The sequence below is a fragment of the Corallococcus sp. AB011P genome, assembly GCF_003611605.1.
Taxonomy (GTDB): Bacteria; Myxococcota; Myxococcia; order Myxococcales; family Myxococcaceae; genus Corallococcus; species Corallococcus coralloides.
Window position 1 is genome coordinate 166906 of sequence record NZ_RAVX01000006.1, and the last position, 17329, is coordinate 184234.

The 17329-nt window shown below is 69.8% G+C and carries 17 protein-coding genes; 9 read left to right on the forward strand and 8 right to left on the reverse strand.

Annotated elements, in window-relative coordinates:
- Positions 1-3: 3 nt before the first annotated feature.
- The 4 genes from D7X30_RS18800 to D7X30_RS18815 all read right to left on the reverse strand — a co-directional run bounded on the left by D7X30_RS18800 (position 4) and on the right by D7X30_RS18815 (position 3987).
- Positions 4-1893 (reverse strand): chloride channel protein, encoded by a 1890-nt coding sequence (locus D7X30_RS18800; protein WP_120564320.1) that lies wholly within the window; start codon positions 1891-1893, stop codon positions 4-6.
- Positions 1880-2434 carry a MarR family winged helix-turn-helix transcriptional regulator gene (locus D7X30_RS18805; protein ID WP_120564321.1) on the reverse strand — a complete coding sequence of 185 codons (555 nt, stop codon included), beginning with the start codon at positions 2432-2434 and terminating at the stop codon, positions 1880-1882. The genes D7X30_RS18800 and D7X30_RS18805 overlap by 14 nt, the downstream gene beginning before the upstream one ends.
- A gap of 183 nt (positions 2435-2617) precedes the next feature.
- Positions 2618-2935 (reverse strand): hypothetical protein, encoded by a 318-nt coding sequence (locus D7X30_RS18810; protein WP_120564322.1) that lies wholly within the window; start codon positions 2933-2935, stop codon positions 2618-2620.
- 65 nt (positions 2936-3000) lie between these two features.
- Positions 3001-3987 carry a LysR substrate-binding domain-containing protein gene (locus D7X30_RS18815; RefSeq protein ID WP_120564323.1) on the reverse strand — a complete coding sequence of 329 codons (987 nt, stop codon included), beginning with the start codon at positions 3985-3987 and terminating at the stop codon, positions 3001-3003.
- A gap of 121 nt (positions 3988-4108) precedes the next feature.
- Here D7X30_RS18815 and D7X30_RS18820 point away from each other — a divergent pair, with 121 nt between their 5' ends.
- The gene (locus D7X30_RS18820) at positions 4109-5023 is read left to right on the forward strand and encodes a DMT family transporter (protein WP_120564324.1); all 915 of its coding nucleotides are present in this window, start codon (positions 4109-4111) and stop codon (positions 5021-5023) included.
- A gap of 4 nt (positions 5024-5027) precedes the next feature.
- Here the strand turns inward: D7X30_RS18820 and D7X30_RS18825 are convergent, their stop codons facing one another.
- Complete coding sequence (locus D7X30_RS18825; protein ID WP_158619293.1) at positions 5028-5837, reverse strand: class I SAM-dependent methyltransferase; 810 nt, start codon at positions 5835-5837, stop codon at positions 5028-5030.
- Positions 5838-5905: 68 nt separating this feature from the next.
- On the opposite strand from D7X30_RS18825, the gene D7X30_RS18830 reads away from it, so the two are divergent.
- Positions 5906-7282, forward strand: a complete 1377-nt coding sequence (locus D7X30_RS18830) for a hypothetical protein (RefSeq protein WP_120564326.1) — start codon at positions 5906-5908, stop codon at positions 7280-7282.
- 8 nt (positions 7283-7290) lie between these two features.
- Here the strand turns inward: D7X30_RS18830 and D7X30_RS18835 are convergent, their stop codons facing one another.
- Both D7X30_RS18835 and D7X30_RS18840 read right to left on the reverse strand, forming a co-directional pair.
- The gene (locus D7X30_RS18835) at positions 7291-7818 is read right to left on the reverse strand and encodes an ureidoglycolate lyase (protein ID WP_120564327.1); all 528 of its coding nucleotides are present in this window, start codon (positions 7816-7818) and stop codon (positions 7291-7293) included.
- Between the two features lie 111 nt (positions 7819-7929).
- Positions 7930-8745, reverse strand: a complete 816-nt coding sequence (locus D7X30_RS18840) for a hypothetical protein (protein ID WP_120564328.1) — start codon at positions 8743-8745, stop codon at positions 7930-7932.
- Positions 8746-9059: 314 nt separating this feature from the next.
- On the opposite strand from D7X30_RS18840, the gene D7X30_RS18845 reads away from it, so the two are divergent.
- Positions 9060-9923, forward strand: a complete 864-nt coding sequence (locus D7X30_RS18845) for a caspase family protein (protein WP_120564329.1) — start codon at positions 9060-9062, stop codon at positions 9921-9923.
- Positions 9924-10004: 81 nt separating this feature from the next.
- On the opposite strand, the gene D7X30_RS18850 is transcribed toward D7X30_RS18845, so the two are convergent.
- The gene (locus tag D7X30_RS18850) at positions 10005-11687 is read right to left on the reverse strand and encodes an invertase recombinase-like protein (RefSeq protein ID WP_120564330.1); all 1683 of its coding nucleotides are present in this window, start codon (positions 11685-11687) and stop codon (positions 10005-10007) included.
- A gap of 631 nt (positions 11688-12318) precedes the next feature.
- Between D7X30_RS18850 and D7X30_RS18860 the strand changes: the two genes are divergently transcribed.
- The 6 genes from D7X30_RS18860 to D7X30_RS41980 all read left to right on the forward strand — a co-directional run bounded on the left by D7X30_RS18860 (position 12319) and on the right by D7X30_RS41980 (position 16494).
- Positions 12319-12552 (forward strand): hypothetical protein, encoded by a 234-nt coding sequence (locus D7X30_RS18860; protein WP_120564332.1) that lies wholly within the window; start codon positions 12319-12321, stop codon positions 12550-12552.
- A gap of 393 nt (positions 12553-12945) precedes the next feature.
- Positions 12946-13320 (forward strand): hypothetical protein, encoded by a 375-nt coding sequence (locus tag D7X30_RS18865; protein WP_120564333.1) that lies wholly within the window; start codon positions 12946-12948, stop codon positions 13318-13320.
- A 24-nt stretch (positions 13321-13344) separates the two neighbouring features.
- Positions 13345-14922, forward strand: coding sequence for a phage tail sheath subtilisin-like domain-containing protein (locus D7X30_RS18870; RefSeq protein ID WP_120564334.1), 1578 nt, complete (start codon positions 13345-13347; stop codon positions 14920-14922).
- A 15-nt stretch (positions 14923-14937) separates the two neighbouring features.
- A complete protein-coding gene (locus tag D7X30_RS18875; RefSeq protein WP_120564335.1) occupies positions 14938-15438 on the forward strand; it encodes a phage tail protein in 501 nt (166 codons plus the stop codon).
- A 34-nt stretch (positions 15439-15472) separates the two neighbouring features.
- Positions 15473-16327, forward strand: a complete 855-nt coding sequence (locus D7X30_RS18880) for a hypothetical protein (RefSeq protein WP_120564336.1) — start codon at positions 15473-15475, stop codon at positions 16325-16327.
- A gap of 17 nt (positions 16328-16344) precedes the next feature.
- Complete coding sequence (locus D7X30_RS41980; RefSeq protein ID WP_158619294.1) at positions 16345-16494, forward strand: hypothetical protein; 150 nt, start codon at positions 16345-16347, stop codon at positions 16492-16494.
- Positions 16495-17329: the final 835 nt, after the last annotated feature.

Sequence of the window (17329 nt, forward strand, 5' to 3'; positions counted from 1 at the left end):
CGCTCACGCGGGCCGGGGCGCCGGGGGACGAGCGGGGCCCAGGCCTCGCTCCCGCGTGCGTTCGTTCGCCAGCCGCTGCCGGTGGCCCGCGAGCAGGTCGCTGCGGGTGAGGATGCCCACGACGTGTTGTGGCTGCGTGCGGGAGACGACGGGCAGGCGGCCCACGCCCTCGTCCATCATCAGGTCCGCCGCCTCGCGCAGGGAGCTGTCCTCGAAGACGACCGCGGGCGGCCGCTTCACCACGTCCCGCAGCCGCCGGCCTTCGGTCGCGTGTCCGTCCAGCAGATCCCTTCGCGTGACGACACCCACGAGCGTCCCTTCCCGGGACACGACGGGGAAGCCCTGGTGTTTGGAGCCCGAGGCGTCGGACGCAAGCCACGCGCGCACCTCTTCCAGGAGCATGTCCGCCTGCAGCGTCACCACGAGCTTGAGGCCGTGGTCGCGCACGAGCGCCGTCCCCAGCGCGTCCGCGCCCAGCTCCGTGGGGATGCGGGCGCCGCGGCGGGCCAGCTTCTCCGTCATGATGGAGTGCCGCATGAGCAGCGCGGACACCAGGTAGGACGCCGCGCAGCCGGCGAGCAGCGGCAGCAGGCCCAGCGGCTGCCGGGTGGTCTCGAAGGCGAACACCACCGACGCGAGCAGCGCGCGTGACGCCCCCGCGAAGAGGGCGGCCATGCCCACCAGCGCCGCGACGCGCACGTCCACGCCCAGGCTGGGGAACAGCTGCGTGGCCAGCAACCCCAGGCCGGAGCCCAGGCCGCCGCCCAGCGTGAAGATGGGCGCCAGCGTTCCTCCGGACGTGCCGCTCCCCAGCGCGACGGACCAGGAGATGAACTTGAGCGCGCAGAAGAGGAGCATCGCCGTGCCCACGAAGCGGCCGGACAGGATGTCCTCGATGTTGGTGTAGCCCACGCCCAGCGTGCGCGGGGAGAAGTAGCCCACCACGCCCACGACGATGGCGCCCAGCGCGGGCCACCACATCCAGTGGATGGGCAGCTTCTCGAACATGTCCTCCAGCCAGTACACCGCGCGCGTGCACGCCACGGAGGCGACTCCAATGAAGAGGCCCATCACGCCGTAGAACGCGAGCGCCCCGCCGGACGGAGTCGTCAGGTCGGGGATGGCGAACGCGGGCGCGCCGCCCATGAAGGCGATGCGCACGCCGGTGGCGGTGGCGGTGGCCAGGGCCACGGGGATGACGGAGCGGGGCTTGAACTCGAAGAGCAGCAGCTCCACGGCGAGGAGCACGGCGGACACCGGCGCGCCGAACGTGGCGGCCATGCCCGCGGCGGCGCCCGCGGCGAGCAGGGCCTTGCGCTCGTCCGCCGTGACGTGGAGCCCCTGACCCAAAAGCGACCCCAGCGCGCCACCCGTGGCGATGATGGGGCCCTCCGCGCCGAACGGGCCGCCGGTGCCGATGGCGATCGCCGCCGACAGCGGCTTGAGCAACGTCATGCGGGGCGGGATGCGGCTCTGGTTGAACAGCACCTGCTCCATGGCCTCCGGGATGCCGTGACCCCGGATGGCCCGCGAGCCGTAGCGCGCCATCAACCCCACGATGATGGCGCCCGCCACGGGCACCAGCACCACCCAGCCGCCCAGCGTGTTGTCTCCGGGCGACACCGGCTGCGCGGACAGCCGCCCGAAGAAGGCCAGGTTCGTGACGAAGTGGATGAGCGCGCCCAGCCCCTGCGCCACCAGCCCCGCGACGACCGCGAGCACCACCGCCAGGCCGCTGATGAGCACGGTGCGGGAGTCCACCGCCACGGAGACGGGAGGGGTGCGCAGGCTGGCGAGCGCGGGGCCCATCGACGGGGCCACGGGGAGGCCGGAGCGCGCCTCCGCCCCCTCGCCCAGGCCCTCTTCGATGCGTTCCACATCAGGTTTCTTCATCGGTGTGCTCCTGTGCCTTGCTGCGCCGCGAAGGGCGCGAGGTTTCTTCCTCGAAGAAGAGCGGGGCCACGTCCCCGTCGAGCCCCAGGGCGCGCACCCAGGCGTCCAGCCCCTGGACCAGTCCCGCGCGCACGTCGGGCTTCAGCCCGCGCAGCCCGGAGATGAGCCGGGCCTGGGCCATGGGCGGCGCCTTGCGTATGAGCGCGCGGCCCTTGGGCTCCAGCGCCACCTCCACGCGGCGGCCGTCCTCGTCGGAGCGGCGGCGGCTCACCAGCCCCTGTTCAATCAGCTTGGTGACGACGACGGACACGCTGCTCTGGTGCGTGAGCGTGCGCTCCGCGAGCGTGTTGATGGAGCAGGGCCCGCTCTCCGCCAGCTCCTGGAGGATGAAGAGCTGGGCACCGCTGATGCCCACCAGCCGTTCGGAGGCGCGGGCGGAGACCCGCAGCAGCCGCACCAGCCGCCGCACGCCGTCCATGGCCGCGCGCACCTCGCCGGACACGTCCGGGGACGTCGGCGTTCTATTTGTATGGGAGCCCATATAACTGCCCGCAACCTACGGGGCAGGGCTGGCGGGCACAAGCGAAAGCGCGGGGGATGCCTGGCCGCCGGGGGGCAGAGGGGGGGACTCACCGTCGGAGCGCACGGCCGGTACGTGTCACGGCTGGAACGACAGCGAGGCCCGGCCATGAAGCCCGGGCCTCGCGAGGAAGCGGACCGCGGCTCAGCTGTCGGCGGTGAGGGACTGCTCGGCGGCGGGATGCTCCTCGCTGCACACCTGCGAGGCGTCTTCGGCCTGACGGGCCTCGTCCCCGGTCACGGAGGCCGTGGACACGGACACATCCGGGACGCCGCCGCAGGACATGTAGTTGGTGTACTCGCCACACGTCGTTTCGACCGTGAGCCCGATGTAGCACGCCTCCTCGCACAGGACGTTGCGACAACCGATGTAGCTGCACTGGAACGGCAGGGCAAAGGCAGCCGTGGGGACCAACGACAACACAGCGGAGGCAGTCAACAAGGACTTCACCAACGTGCGCATGCGTGCTCCTCGTGAGGGAACGGCGCGGACACCGTGAGCCTGTTTCCCAGACAAGTCAATGCATGTCATTGGGAGGGTTTGTCATCACCCTGGGGTGATGCGTGTTGTTGGGAAACTTTCCGGCGTGACGGTGCAACGCTTTGCGTCGCGGGCGGTGGCGGTACCGTCGCGCTGTCGCGCTGCGCCAGCAGCCAGTCCACGAAGAGGCGCGCGGCGGGACGCAGCCGCCGGTGCGCGGGGTACACCACGAAGTAGCTGGCGCGGGTGGGCACGATGGGCCCGGGCAGCCGGATGAGACGGCCGTCCGCGAAGTAGGGCGTGGCGATCTTCTCTCGCGCCAGCGCCGCGCCCAGGCCCTGCACCGCGGCCATCAGCGCGCCGGTGGTGTCGCTGAAGCTGTAGCGCTCCTCGAACCGGGCCCCGCGCACGCCCGCCGAGCGGAACCAGTCCTGCCAGCCCTGACGGGACAGGTCCGCGATGAGCGGGAGCTTCGCCACGTCCGCCGCGTCGCGCACGTGCTCGATGCCCGCGAGCCGCGCGGAGGCCACGGGGAACAGGGCGTCGTCCATGAGTGGCTGCGCGCTGAGGCCGGGCCAGGGCCCCTGGCCATAGCGGATGCCCAGGTCCGGCCCGCCCTCGTCGAAGCGGGTGAGCGCCATCTCCGTGTCCACGTGGATCCGGACGCGCGGATGCCGCGTGGTGAAGTCCGGCATGCGCGGCAAGAGCCACGCGTACGTCAGCGAGTGCACGGTGGTGACCCGCACCACGGCGTCCTCGTCCCGGGAGTGTTTGAGGCCCCCGAGCACGTGGTCCATGTCCGACAGCGCGCTGCTGGCTGCGTCCGCGAGCTGGCGCCCCTCGGCCGTCAAGGCCACGCCCCGGGCATGCCGCTGGAACAGGGCGACCCCCAGCCGGTCCTCCAGCTTGCGCACGTGGTGGCTGACGGCGCTCGCGGTCAGGTGCAGCTCCTCCGCGGCGCGGGCGAAGTTCTGGTGGCGGGCGGCGGACTCGAAGGCCGCCAGGGCGGGGAGCAGGTCGGTGCGCAGGTGCATGGGGACGAGCCTCAAATCTGGCTCATGTCTGCCACGGAAAGGATGCGCTTGTGAAGAAAGGGCCCCGGCGTGAAGAGAGGGCCAGACAGGAATCAGATTCCTTCCTCGCACGAGGGCCGCCATGAGCGCATCCGGTCTCACCCATCCCCAGGCCGTGACTCCTACCTTCAACAGGGCGTGGCTCACGCCCCTGGAGCTGGGCGGGCTGGCCGCCATCTGGGGCGCGTCCTTCTTGTTCCTGCGCATCGCGGCGCCGGCCTTCGGTCCCATCCCCCTGGTGGAGCTGCGCCTGGTGCTGGGCGCGGCGGTGCTGATGCCCTTCCTCTGGCGTGCTCGCTCGTCCATCCCTCCCGCGCTGTGGCCCCGGCTGGCGTTGGTGGGCGTCATCAACGCGGCGGTGCCCTTCTCGCTGTTCGCCTGGGCCGCGCGGCAGGCCCCCGCGGGCGTCGGGGCCATCACCAACAGCATGGCGGTGCTCTTCACCGCCCTGGTCGCCTTCGTCTTCTACGGCGAGCGCATCGGGGCCCGGCGCGCGCTGGCGCTGCTCACGGGCTTCGCCGGGGTGGTGGTCCTGGCCAGCGGCAAGTCAGCGGGTGCGAGCGTCGCCTGGGCCGTTGCGGCGGGGACCACGGGCGCGTTCCTCTACGGCATCGGCGGGAACCTGGTGCGCCGCCACTTCGCCGGACTGCCGGCCGCCGCGGTCGCCTCCGCCACGCTGGCCTGCGGCGCGGTGCTGCTGCTGCCCTTCGCGGTGGCCACGTGGCCCACGGAGTCCATCGGCCTGCGCCCCTGGTTGGCGGGAGCAGCCCTGGGCATCATCTGCACCGGCCTGGGGTACGCGGTGTTCTACCGCCTCATCCAGCGCATCGGCGCGCCGCGCGCCGCCGTCGTCACCTACCTGGTGCCGCTGTTCGCGCTGACCTGGGCCTGGCTGCTGCTGGGCGAGCCGCTGACGCCCACCATGCTGGTGGCTGGCACCCTCATCCTGGGGAGCGTGGCGCTGGGGCAGTCCTCCTCCGCGCCGAAGTCGAAGTGAGGCGTCAGCGCCGCTCGAACTTCCAGATGCGGTAGCCGTCGCGAACCGGCTGCATGAACCTCCGGACGATGAACGCCGGGACGCGCTTCCCGGCCAGTTCCAGGGCGCGCAGGGGGACGGAGGTGGAGGACGCGGCCGTGTAGCCCGCCTCCAGGAAGAGCGCCTCCGGCGTGTCCGTCATGTCCTGGAAGGACGCGCCCATGCTGGCGAGCACTGCGTGCAGGTCGGCGCTGTATTCGCGCTGGAAGCTTTCGCGCATCAGGTCGCAGTACACGGCGTGGTGGGGGAACACCTGCTGGAGCACCGTGAGCATGTCCCGGCGCTGCGCGTGCGACAGGTACATGAGCACGCCCTCGATGATGACGTGCGTGCGCCGCGAGTCTTGGTATCGCTCCAGCTTCCGGGCGAGTGACTCCGTCGCGAAGTCGATGGAGAGCCGCTCGAGCGGATTCTTCGCCTCCGTCACCGGCAGCTTCGCGTCCTTGAGCGTGAGGATGGCGGGCTCGTCCACCTCCAGCCACCGGCCGCCGCGAAGCCGGTAGGCCCGCGTGTCGAAGCCCGCGCCCAGCACCACCACCCGCGCGTCGGGAGCGCGGTCCAGCTCCTCCTGCACCAGCGCGTCGATGATTTGATGCCGCGCGGCGTTGCTCGCGTTGGGCCGGTCGAACGACTGGAAGCGGGACCAGATCTGCCGCGCCTCGTCATCCATGAAGCGGGACGCGAAGGTGTCATTGCACAGCGGCCGTGGCTTGCGCGCGTCCTCCGCCCGGCAGGCCAGGGTGTAGTACGCGGTCTTCGAGATTGCGTTGGCCATGGTTGGGGCTCCTTGAAACCTGCGCGCAGCTTGCATGAGATACGCGCTTTCTCGAAAGGTTGGTCCAGATGCGATTCATGATGGCCCTGGGCGTGGTCGCGTTGGGTGCGGGCTGTGCACATGCTCCGAAGCCGGCGGCCCCGGCCGCGCGGGCCCAGCAGCTCTCGGAGGAAGCGGATCAGGCGTACAAGGCGCTGGATTTCGAGCGGTGCGCGGAGCGGTTCCAGGCTGCTGGTGAGGCGAACGCGGAGGGGCCGGACCGCGCGGAGTTCCTCTACCGGGCGGCGGGGTGTGCCTCGCTCGCGGGCCACGCGGACGCGGCCGTGGACGTGCTGAAGCGCGCGGTCCAGGGCGGCTACTACGACGCGGATCACCTCGAATACAACCCGGAGCTGGCGGCGCTGCACGCGCTGCCCGCGTGGAGCGGAATCGTCGCGGAGGCCCGCGCCAACCTGGCGAAGGCACCCGAGGCGCCCTTCATGACGATGACGCTCATGGGCGTGGATGCCTTTGGTTCGCGCAAGGTGGACCAGGAGACGGTCCAGCGGCTGATGGGGCTGGAGGTGGGCAAGCCCATCGTGGGCAGCGGCGCGATCTTCAGGCAGAAGGAGGCGGCGCTGCGTGAGCAGTACGGCCTCGCCTACGCCCAGGTGAGCATGTCCATCTACTTCGCGGACGAGCGCAAGGGTTCCGCCTTCGTAGTGGTGGACATGGTGGACGCCGAGGACGCGGCCCGGCTGCGCTTCCTCCCCGAGCCCAAGGGGCACGCCACGGATCCGGAAGGACTGCTTGCCCGGTGGAACGATTATGTGGAGCGCCTGCAGAAACTCCAGATGCAGGGGAAGATGTCTGAAGACACCAGCTGCAAGGTCGCGAATTGCATCGGTGGGTTCGGCCATCCAGACCTCGCGTCCTTCGAGCCGGAGTTCCTCGCGAAGGTGCCGGGGCAGCTGGACGCGTTGACCGCTGTCCTGCGCGAGGATGCGGACCCGGAGAAGCGGGTCGCGGCGGCCTACCTGCTTGCCTACGCCCCTACCCTCGAGGAGACAGCGCAACGGCTGCAGCCCTCCATCCGGGATCCGGAGTCCGGCGTGCGCAACAGCGTGCTGCGCGTGCTGGCGTCCACGCAGGAAGCCGCGACGAAGCCCCTGCTGGACGTGGCCAGGGTGGCGGACGCGGTGACGATGCCGAAGGCAACCGACCGCAACAAGGCGACGCACCTCCTCAACTACCTGCTGGACGACCTTTCACCCGAGGCGCTGAAGGCGCAGCGTGCCGGGCTGCTCCGCCAACTGGGAGAACACCTGGTGCGGATGTCCGCGCTCACGTTGCCCATCAACCGCGACCCCGCGGTCCTGGTGCTGAAGCAGCTCTCCGGCGAGCAGTACGAAACGGCCGAGGAGTGGCGCGCGTGGCTCGCGCGTCAGCCGAAGACGGAAGGGTAGGGGTCAGCTCAGTCCCCGACGATGACGGAGACAGGTGTGGAGAACTGCCGCACGACGCAGTCCTCCGCGCCCCCGTCCTCCCACGCCAGCATCGCGAACTCGGCCGGCTCATCGAGCGCGATGATGGGGTGGTGCCACACGCCCCGGTGGTAGTTCACGCCCTGGCCGGGGCCACAGACGAACGCCACGAGCCCGTCCAGGTCGGGCCCGCCCGAAGGCGCGGTCGGCGCGACGCAGACCAGGAAGCGCGAGCAGCGCATGGGCAGGAACGCCTGGCTGGACTGGGGATGGTGTTCGAGCAGCTTCACGGTGAAGGGAAGCGGCTGCGGCACGGAGCGGAACACCGCGAGGTTGGGCTTCGCACCCGGCCGGCCGTTCTCCAGCCGCGCCGACCAGTCGAAGCGCACCGCGGTGCCCTGGTTCGCCGAAGCGCCGCTCTTGAGCCCGGCGGACACGACGTCGCCAAAGGGAGCGAAGCCCTCCGGCGTCAGGGGCAGGGCGACGATGGAGCGGAGCGGGGCGGAAGTGTCCTTCATGAGGGGGACTATAGGGGCGAGTGCCCGGGTCCCACCCCCTCCAAGGTCGTCGGGGTTCAAGGAGACATGGGGCCCCTTTCCCGCATGCGTGGGAAAGGGGCCAGGTGCTGGTTACTTCGCGGCGACGGTGGACTCGCCCAGGATGTTGAAGGTGCTGGCGGCGGCCTTCACGTCGATGGAGGAGAAGCCGGTGTACGGATAGTGGCCGTCGCCGATGTCCTCGACGATCTCCAGGAAGTCGCCGCTGATGCGCTTGCCATCCACATCCAGCGTGAAGGCATCACCGGTGCCGCGGAAGGTCCAGCTGCAGGCGCCCGGGGCGACGCGGCCGTACATGCTGCTCCCCATGCCGTGGTTCTTGAAGCCGAAGTCGTACCGCGTGAGCCCGATGTGGATCTGGTACCACACCGAGCCGACGCCGTAATCGGGCTCGAAGTAGTGCGAGTTCAGCAGCATGTTGCCGCGCCACAGGTTGACGGTGAAGGGCGAACCGCCCGACCGGCCCGTGAACGAGGGCCGCAGGGTCACCTGATCGCGGTCCTTGCCCGGCTGGACGCTGATGGTGCTGACCACCTGGTCGCCGTCACGCGCGGCGAGCGTGAAGCCCTGGCCCGCGGCGCCCACGCCACCCAGCTCCGTCTTCAGCACCCAGTCGACGGCGCGAGGGAACTCGCTGGAGAAGCCGTCCGTCTTCACGTTGGTCAGGTTGGACACGGCGATGCTCTTGCCGGTGTTCGTGAGCGTCGCGCGGCCCGTCGCGCAGTTCTTGATGCCCTCGAAGCCCTCGATACAGGTCCGCTCGGCCTTCGCTTCCTGCGTGGCGAGCGAGTCCCCCGTGCTCGTGGTGGGCTCTTCACCCTGGCAGCCCGCGGCCGTGACACTCAGGAGCGCGGCCGTCAGCAGGCGGCCCGTCAGCTTCATCATCATGGAGAAACCTCTCGTTGGTGGGGGATGACTGCGTGCCGGTCCCGGTAGAGCCCGGCGCGGGTCGCGCTTGCACCCACCGAGCCACCCTTCGACCCGGAGGTCCCTCCTCTGCGCAGGGCACCGCGAGGCCCGTCCGCGTGGCGTGTCAGGTCACAGCCAGGGGCCCTGCGTAACCTGTCGTGTCACACGGGAGCGGAGGGAGCGAGCCCCGGGCTCCTGGTCGGGAAAGGGCCGGAAGGACACGGCGCGCGCCGCCTCCTCCCTGCCATCCCGTCCGCCCGTCTCCACCGTGAGTGAAGGAGGCAACGACAGTCATGGCGCAGGGATATTCCATCAACATCGGTTTGAACGCGGTGGATCCGAAGCACTACGCGGGCTGGGACGGCCAGCTGCAGGCGTGCGAAGCGGACGCCGAGGACATGATCAGCATCGCGAAGGCGCAGGAGTTCAGCCGCGTCCGCCCCTTCCTCACGAAGGACGCCACGCGCGCGAAGGTGCTCGCGGAGCTGGGCGAGGCGGCGTCGGTGCTCCAGGCGGGGGACCTGTTGCTGTTCACCTACTCGGGGCACGGCGGCCAGCTCCCTGACATGAACGGGGATGAGGACGACGGCCTGGATGAGACGTGGTGTCTGTATGACGGGGAGCTCGTCGACGACGAGATCTACCAGGCGATGGGGAAGCTCAAGGCGGGCGTGCGGGTCTTCATGCTCTCCGACAGCTGCCACAGCGGCTCGGTGAGCAGCGTGGCCTATGCGGCCCTGCGCGCCAGCGGCAGCCTGCAGCTGCTGGCGGATTCGATGCGGAGCACGGAGCCCACGGAGCGTCGTTTCAAGGAGATGCCCCTGGGCATCGAGCAGCGCACGTACCGCGACAACACGGCGATGTACGACGCCATCCTGAAGGGGTTGCCCAAGGAGGATCCAAGGCTGACGCTCAAGGCCACGGTGCTGCTCATCTCCGGCTGCCAGGACAACCAGCTCTCCAGCGACGGCGTCCACAACGGCCTCTTCACGGCCAACCTGCTGCGCGTGTGGAACGGGGGGAAGTTCAAAGCCACCTACCCGACCTTCCACCGCCGCATCCTGCGCACCATGCCCCCCATCCAGTCTCCGGCGTACTCCATCATCGGAGTCCCCAGCCGCGAGTTCGAGCGGATGGTGCCATTCCACGTGAGCTGAGGCCTGACGGGAAGAGGGGGCTGCGCCAGGGGAGCGATGAGGCTTCACGCCCCATCGCTCCCTTCATTTCAGCGACGCGTCCTAGTCCTTCGTGCAGACGACGTCGTCGACCTGGAGGTGGTCTCGGTCGGCGACGCTGCGGCTCGGATAGAAGAACAGGCGCCAGTCGCGCACGTTGCCGGTGAAGCGGAAGAACACCGGCTGCCACTCATCGCTGTCCACCGTGACGAAGTCCGTCTGCGGGCTCCAGCCGCCGCTCGAATAGCTGCGGTGGCGGATGCTGCCGTGGCCACGCACGCGGTACGAGCAGGAGTAGTTGCCCGTCGGCACGTTGAACTTCTCGGTCGTGAAGCGCTCAGCGATCTGGATGGGCACCACGAACTGCAGCGCCGCCGAGCCGCCGTGCACCGCGCTCGTGTAGCGCGCGAGCCGCGAGGGCTTGATCTCCGTGCCCGGGTCCGTGATGCCGTTGTCCAGTCCGTACCAGTAGTCCGGGACGTAGTTGTTCCCGTAGTAGGGGATGGGGCGGGTGCTCCAGTTTTCGAAGCCGCCGTTGCGGATGATGTTCGCGGAGTGCTCGGCCGCGACGCAGCGGCGGGTGGCCGGGTCGCAGGCGGGCAGGGCGCCGCGGCAGTCATACGTCGTGAAGCAGGCGCCTTCGGCCAGCTCGCACACGCCCGTGGTGGGATTGCAACTCGTCGCCGGGTTGCTGCACGTGACGCCGGCGCAAGGGTCGCCCTCGATGCAGAGGTGCGAGGCGGTGTCGCAGACGGGCGTCTCCGGCGTCCCCGCGCAATCCGCGTGGCGGACGCAGCGGTCCTCGGCGGTCACGCAGGTGTGGGTCGCATCGCAGGCCTGCCACTCGCTGCAGTCCATGGAGTCGTCGCAGCGGCCAGAGAGCGGCTGGCAGGTCGCGGTGGCGTTGTCGCAACGCGCCCAGGCCTCGCAGCTGACCGAGTCGCACGGCTCGGGGGCCCGCACACAGCGAACGTTGTCGATGAGCAGGTGATCGCCGCTGGTGTTCCGGACGCTGAAGATGAGCTCGAAGGTGTCGAAGACGGAGTTGGCCAGGTTGAAGTTGTAGCTCACCTGGGTCCACGTCCGGGTGTCGACGGAGGTGTAGGCCGAGTAGCTGGAGAAGTCGGTGCCGAAGAAGCCGTTGCGGACGTCACCGGTCCCCCGCGCCTGGTAGGTGCAGGAGTAGCGGCCCGCGGGCATGGACTTCGCCGCGGTGCTGAAGCGGCGGTGCGTGGACGAGGTGTTGATCAGCCGTGCCGCGTTCACGCCCTCGAAGGCCTGCGACGTGACCTTCTGCACCACGTCTTCGATGTTCGTCGTGCTCCCGGACCACAGCGCCGGAAGCGCCCCGGGCCACTCCTCGAAGCCACCGTTGTCGATGACGTTCGCGTCGGGGGGCCCGCCCGCGTCCGGCGTCTCCGAGCCCGCGTCGGTCGGCTCGGTGCCGGCGTCCGGCGTCTCGGTGCCCGAGTCCGGCGTTTCAGTGCCGGCGTCCGGAGTCTCCGAGCCCGCGTCCGGCGTCTCGGTGCCGGAGTCGGGCGTCTCGGTGCCCGAGTCAGGAGTTTCCGAGCCCGCGTCGGACGGCTCGGAGCCGGCGTCGGTCGGCTCGGAACCGGAATCCGGAACTCCGACGCCCGCGTCCGGCCGGGACTGCCCGGCGTCGGGCGCCTCAGGAGAATTCGAATCACCACCGCACGCGACGGCCAACACCAACAGCGAAGTCAGACACACTCGAAACAACGTCAACGCAGCCTCCGGTTCCAGAACTGGATCTTTCGTACCACACTGTACAGGAGAGCCATCACCCGCAGGGGCTGTCACCGCCGTCCTCCCCATGGGAATGGCCGGAAAACCCGAGGCAGGAAGCCGCTGGGCCTCAGCGGCTCCCGGGCGGCGCCCGCCGCTTCGCGCGAGGGCGGATGGGCGCGAGCACGAAGGCGAGGCTCATCAAATGCTCGCGGCCGGGCGCCCGCGACTGACTGGTGAGCTCGCAGAGGCGCTCGATGAGTCTGTTGACCTCTTCGACGTCCCTGGTGCTCAGCCAGCCCTTGTTGCGAGCGGTCCAGCCTCGGAGTCCTCATGTTCGCTTCGTCCGTGTTTCACACCGTGCGCCGTGGCGCGCTCGCACTCACCGCCGCTGTCCTCGCTTCCTGCGCCTCACTCCCCGCTCCTTCCGTCGCGCCGGAGACGCTCTCGCCCGAGGCGGTGCGGGCGGACCTGCGCTTCGTGATGGAGACCCTCGAGCTCAATCATCCGGACCTGGCGCACTCCATCGACCGGAGCGAGCTCGAGCGCACCCGGGTGGAGATGGAGCGCACGCTCGACCATCCCCTGACCCATGACGAGGCCTGGGCGGCGCTGGCCCGGCTGAGGTGCCGTGGCGGGAGTGGGGGACGTGGTGCGGGTCCGCCAGTCCGGTGGCGTGCAGAGCGTGGTCCTGCCCCGCACGGGGCTGATGTTGTCCTATCCCCGGTTCGTGCTGGACCGTCCCTCGGGGGCAAGGGAGCCGGTGCTGCTTCAGCCGGAGGTGGTGCTTGAAGACAATCCGTTGCACCCCCGTGCCACCGTGGATGCCCTGCTGTCTCGGCCCGTGGACTCGCGCGTCCCCTGATTTTGAAATTGTGTGTGTTTGTCTTGGATGTATTGGGGCCACACCGGAAGTCCGTAAGTTTTGAACGCCGGTCAAGGACCTGCCAGGGAATGTCCCTGAGACAGAGGGTAACAACCCTCCAGGGGAGGGTGATCCGCACGCCCCGGAACTTCGTTGCATATCGTCATTTTTTGACGCACCGCGAGTGTGTGCTCGTGTGTCGCGACAGCGCATACGTATTTTCCACGTGTGTTGCATGTGTGTGCAGGTGTTTCCGGAAAATAATTGTTTAAATGGCTGGACAAACATGGCGATGTTTTGTTTTTGATTATGCCATTGGGTTGGGGGGCACCATGCGAGCGCGCCAGGGGGGCGCCTCCGCCGTGACTCCCTTTTTGTCGGAGGAGAGCGGCCATGGCGAACGCGGTGTTCTCGTCGAGCGTGACCTACACACCCAGCGGAGGCGGTTCGCTCACCCAGGGGTTCCGTGTGGCTTTTCCGTATACGGCCTCCTCGGCGGGAACCGTGGATGTCGCCGCCGGCTCCACGACCGCGGTGGACATCGGTTTCGGGACCGTGAGCGAGGTCCTCGGCTTCGTCCTCCAGAACAACACCGACAAGGACATCGCCATCAAGGTGGGCGCCAATGTCCTCTACAAGCTCGCGGCGGGGGGCGTCCTGATGCACTGGTCCCCGGTGAAATCGGGAGCGTCCCTCACCGGCGTGAGCGCGACCCCCGACACCCCCACCAACCCCGGGACGATCGAATACGTCGTCCTCGGGAACTGACCGTCTTCAACAACGAGGCCCACCATGCCTGCACGTCTGCATCCAGGTGTATACGTTGAAGAGGTTCCCAGCGGCGCACGAGCGATCGAGGCGGCGGGGACCTCGACGGCCATCTTCGTCGGCGACACCGAGCGCGGCCCGCTCACGCCCACGCGCATCAAGGGCGTCGCGGATTACGAGCGGCAGTTTGGCGGCTTCAAGCGCCACGCCGGTGTCGCGCCCGCGGCGAGCTCCGTGGTCCTGCGGTACGCGATCGACGCCTTCTTCCGCAATGGCGGCACGTCGGCGTACGTCCTGCGGGCCATCACGAACACCAGCGTCTCCCCGGCCAAGACGGGGGCCCGGGCCAGCCTGGGCGTCGTGGCCTCTTCGCCCGGCGCGTGGTCGTCCAACCTGGCGGTGGTGCTCGGCGACTCCAGCGATGGTGACGCCACCCGGTTCCGCCTCTTCGTGGTCTACACCTTCCCTGGCACCTCCGACGGCGTCATCGTCGAGCGCTGGGACCGGCTCTCCGCCACCCCCACGGATGAGAACTACGCGAAGGACGTCCTCCTGCGCAGTTCCTACATCCGCTGGCAGGACGGCCCCGTCGTGAAGCCGGCCGGTCCCGCGGATGTCGCGGGCGCGAGCCCGCTCGACACCGCCATCGTCGCGTCCGCCGCCAGCCACCTGCTGACGGGCGGCACCCAGGGCAACGCGGACTTCCCGAACGGCAGCCTCCCCGGGCTGCTCTCCGCGCTCGATGAGGTCACGGACGCGAGCCTGCTCGTCGTCCCCGCCCAGTTGGGTGAGGCGGACAACGACGTGGTGACGCGGACCCAGGCCGCGCTCGACTACGTGACGGGCCGCCCCCGGCAGGACCTCTTCTGCATCGCGGACATGCCCAGGTCCGCCAACAAGACGGCCACGGAGGCGGCGTCCGCCACGGTCGCGTACATCCGCAACGCCGTGCTCACGACGACGAACTTCGGCGGCGTGTACTTCCCCTGGATCGAGATCAGCGATCCGGCGGGCGTCGGCCGGGACCCAACCCTCGTCATCGGGCCGAGCAGCTTCGTCGCGGGCATCTTCTCCCGCACCGACCAGCGCCGCGGCGTGTGGAAGGCCCCCGCGGGCCTGGAGGCGACGGTGCTCAACTCCCGGCGCCTGGACTACAACCTGCTCGACGCCCACCAGGACGACCTCAACCCGCTGGGCATCAACGGGCTCCGCGCCCAGCCCGGCGGAGGCAACGTCGTGTGGGGCGCGCGCACGATGCAGCCCGGGTCGGAGTGGCGCTACGTGCCCGTCCGGCGCACGGCCATCTTCCTGCGCACGAGCATCTACAACGGCATCCAGTGGGCGGTGTTCGAGCCGAACGATGAGCCGCTCTGGGCGCAGCTGCGGCTCACCATCGGCGGGTTCATGGAGCAGCTCTTCCGCCAGGGCGCGTTCGCGGGCCGCACCACCCGCGAGGCGTTCTTCGTCAAGTGTGACGCGGAGACGACGCCGGAGGCGGATCAGATCGCGGGCATCGTCAACGTGTCCGTCGGTTTCGCGCCGCTCCGTCCAGCCGAGTTCGTCGTCGTCCGGCTCAGCCAGATCGTCAATCAGAAGGCGTAGCGAGGGCATACGGCCATGGCACTCTTTTCTGTCAACAGCCACCGGAGCGACCCGTACAAGAACTTCAAGTTCCGCGTCCTCATCGACGGGCGCCCGGTCGCCGGGCTCTCGAAGATGAGCGCGCTCAAGAAGTCGACGGAGGCCGTCGAATGGCGTGAGGCCGGAGACCCGTCGATCGTCCGGAAGATGCCGGGGCGCACGAAGTTCGAGCCCATCACCCTGGAAGCAGGGCTGACCCACGACACCACGTTCGAGGAGTGGGCCAACCTGGTGAACAACCTGGACGGCGCCGCGGCCATGTCGCTCGCGAAGTACCGCAAGGACATCGCCATCGAGGTGCTCAACCTCCAGAGCACCCCGGTCCTCCGCTTCAAGATCCGCCGCGCGTGGGTGAGCGAGTACCAGGCCACGCCGGAGATGGATGCGAACGCCAACGCGGTCGCCATCACCATGGTCAAGATCGAGCACGAAGGCTTCCAGCGAGACACCACGCTGACCGAGCCCGCCGAGACCTGATTCCTCCTCCTCCACCGGCCCACGGAGATCCGAGATGGCCACAGAGCGGATCGATAACCCGTTCGCCCGGCGACGGGCGCAGCCAGGTCCTGCCCCGAGGGAAGGGGACGGCGCGCGCGAGGTCCGGCCACAGCCCCAGCCGGAGTCCGCGCCGCCGCGTCCCATGGCGCCCGCGGCCACCGCCCGGGGCGTGCACAAGCCGCTCGCTCCGCGCTCCGAGTCACCGCTTCGGGCCATGACCGGCTACGAGGAGGAGGCCGTCGAGGCCCACCAGCGGGACTCCAACACCGCCGCGCTCTGCAACGAGATCGTGGCGCGGTGCTCGGTGGCGCCCGGCGCCGACTTCGAGGCTGCGTACGCGCGCGTCCGGGAGCTGACGACCGTGGAGCGCGATGCCGCCCTCGTCCGGATCCGCCAGCTCTCCCTGGGCGACGTGGTCCACCTGGAGGTGGCCTGCCCCACGTGCGGCCACAAGAACGAGGTCGACTTCAAGCTGAGCAACCTCCCCCTGCCGGAGGCGCCTGTCCCCACGGAGGTCGAGATCGAGCTGCCCGGCCACGGCCTTCCGGCGGAGCCCGCGGAACGCACGGCGCTCGCGCTGACGCCGACGGCGGGAGATCAGGAAGATCTGCTGTCCGCCGGCCTGGAGTCGGAGTCGGCGCGCCGCACGTTCCTCCTGGCGCGTGTGCTGCTCCGGTACGCGGGAGAGGAGGGGCCCTTCGACGAGCCGTTCGTGCGCGCTTTGCCCATCGCCGCGCGCGCCGCGATCGAGCGGGCCATCGAGTCGGCGCTCCCGGATCTCGACCTCGGCATGGCGGTGCAGTGCTCGTCCTGTAGTGCCGGTTTCGAGAGTCCGTTCGACGTTGCGGCTTTTTTTTTGCCGAGCTGAGAGGGAGGGGGCGACGGATGTTGCATGACGTCCACAGGCTGGCCGCGCACTACCACTGGAGCGAGGACCAGATCCTCCGCCTGAAGCTCCCCCGGCGCGCCGCGTACCTGGCCCTCATCGAGGCCGAGGACGACCAGCACCTGTTCGATGCGCTCGGAGAGGGGTAAGGCGCGATGGCGGCCCTGTCGCGGATCGTCCAGGGACCCTTGCGCGGCGCCGCTGATGGCGCCGCGGGTGAGGCCTCGCCGCGTGCCGCGCCGATGAGCGTGCGCGCCACCGAGTCCGACCGCACGGCGCCCGCCGTGGACGTCCCGGCCGGACCACTGTTCCCCGCGCGGATGTCGGCCTCTGCTCCGGTGGAACCCTCTCCGGAGCGTCCCACTGCTGGCGCAGGGGCCTTGCCGGAACCGCTGGTCCCCGGCCGTCCCAACGGGGTCGAGCCGCCACGCGCCGCCGCTCCTGTTCCTTCAGCGTCAGTTCCCGCCGCCCCCCAGGTCGCCGCGCCGGGCGTCCCGGCCGCGAAGGTCCCAGTTGCCGCCACTCCTGTGGCCTCCGCCGTGGCCGGTCCTGCTGCCGTCCCGCCCGCGAGGCCGTTGGTCGCGGAGCGTCCCCGCCTTCCCGCCATGGCCGCGCCGCTCGTGGTGCGAGAGCGCGTGGTCGAGCGCCGCACCGAGCGCGTGGTGGACCGCGTCGTCGAGCAAAGGGTGGTCGTCACGGCGGCTGTTCCGCGCGAGCCCCTGGCCCCCACGCCGGAGCGCCCCGCTGTGGAGTCTCCGCGCTGGGCAGCTCCGCCGCTCACTCCGTTGACGCCGCCACCGCCTCGGAGCGCGCCCGGGCCCTCCACGGGCAGCGCGGACGAGCGGACTTCGAAGCCACCCCTGGCTGCTTCCCGGCCTCCAGAGGCCCTGCCTGCGCCGCGCCCGTCGGCTCCTTCCGAGGACAGACCTCCTCGCGCGGTGGCGCCCGCTCCCGTCGTGACTGCCCCCGTCGTCGCGCAGCCCT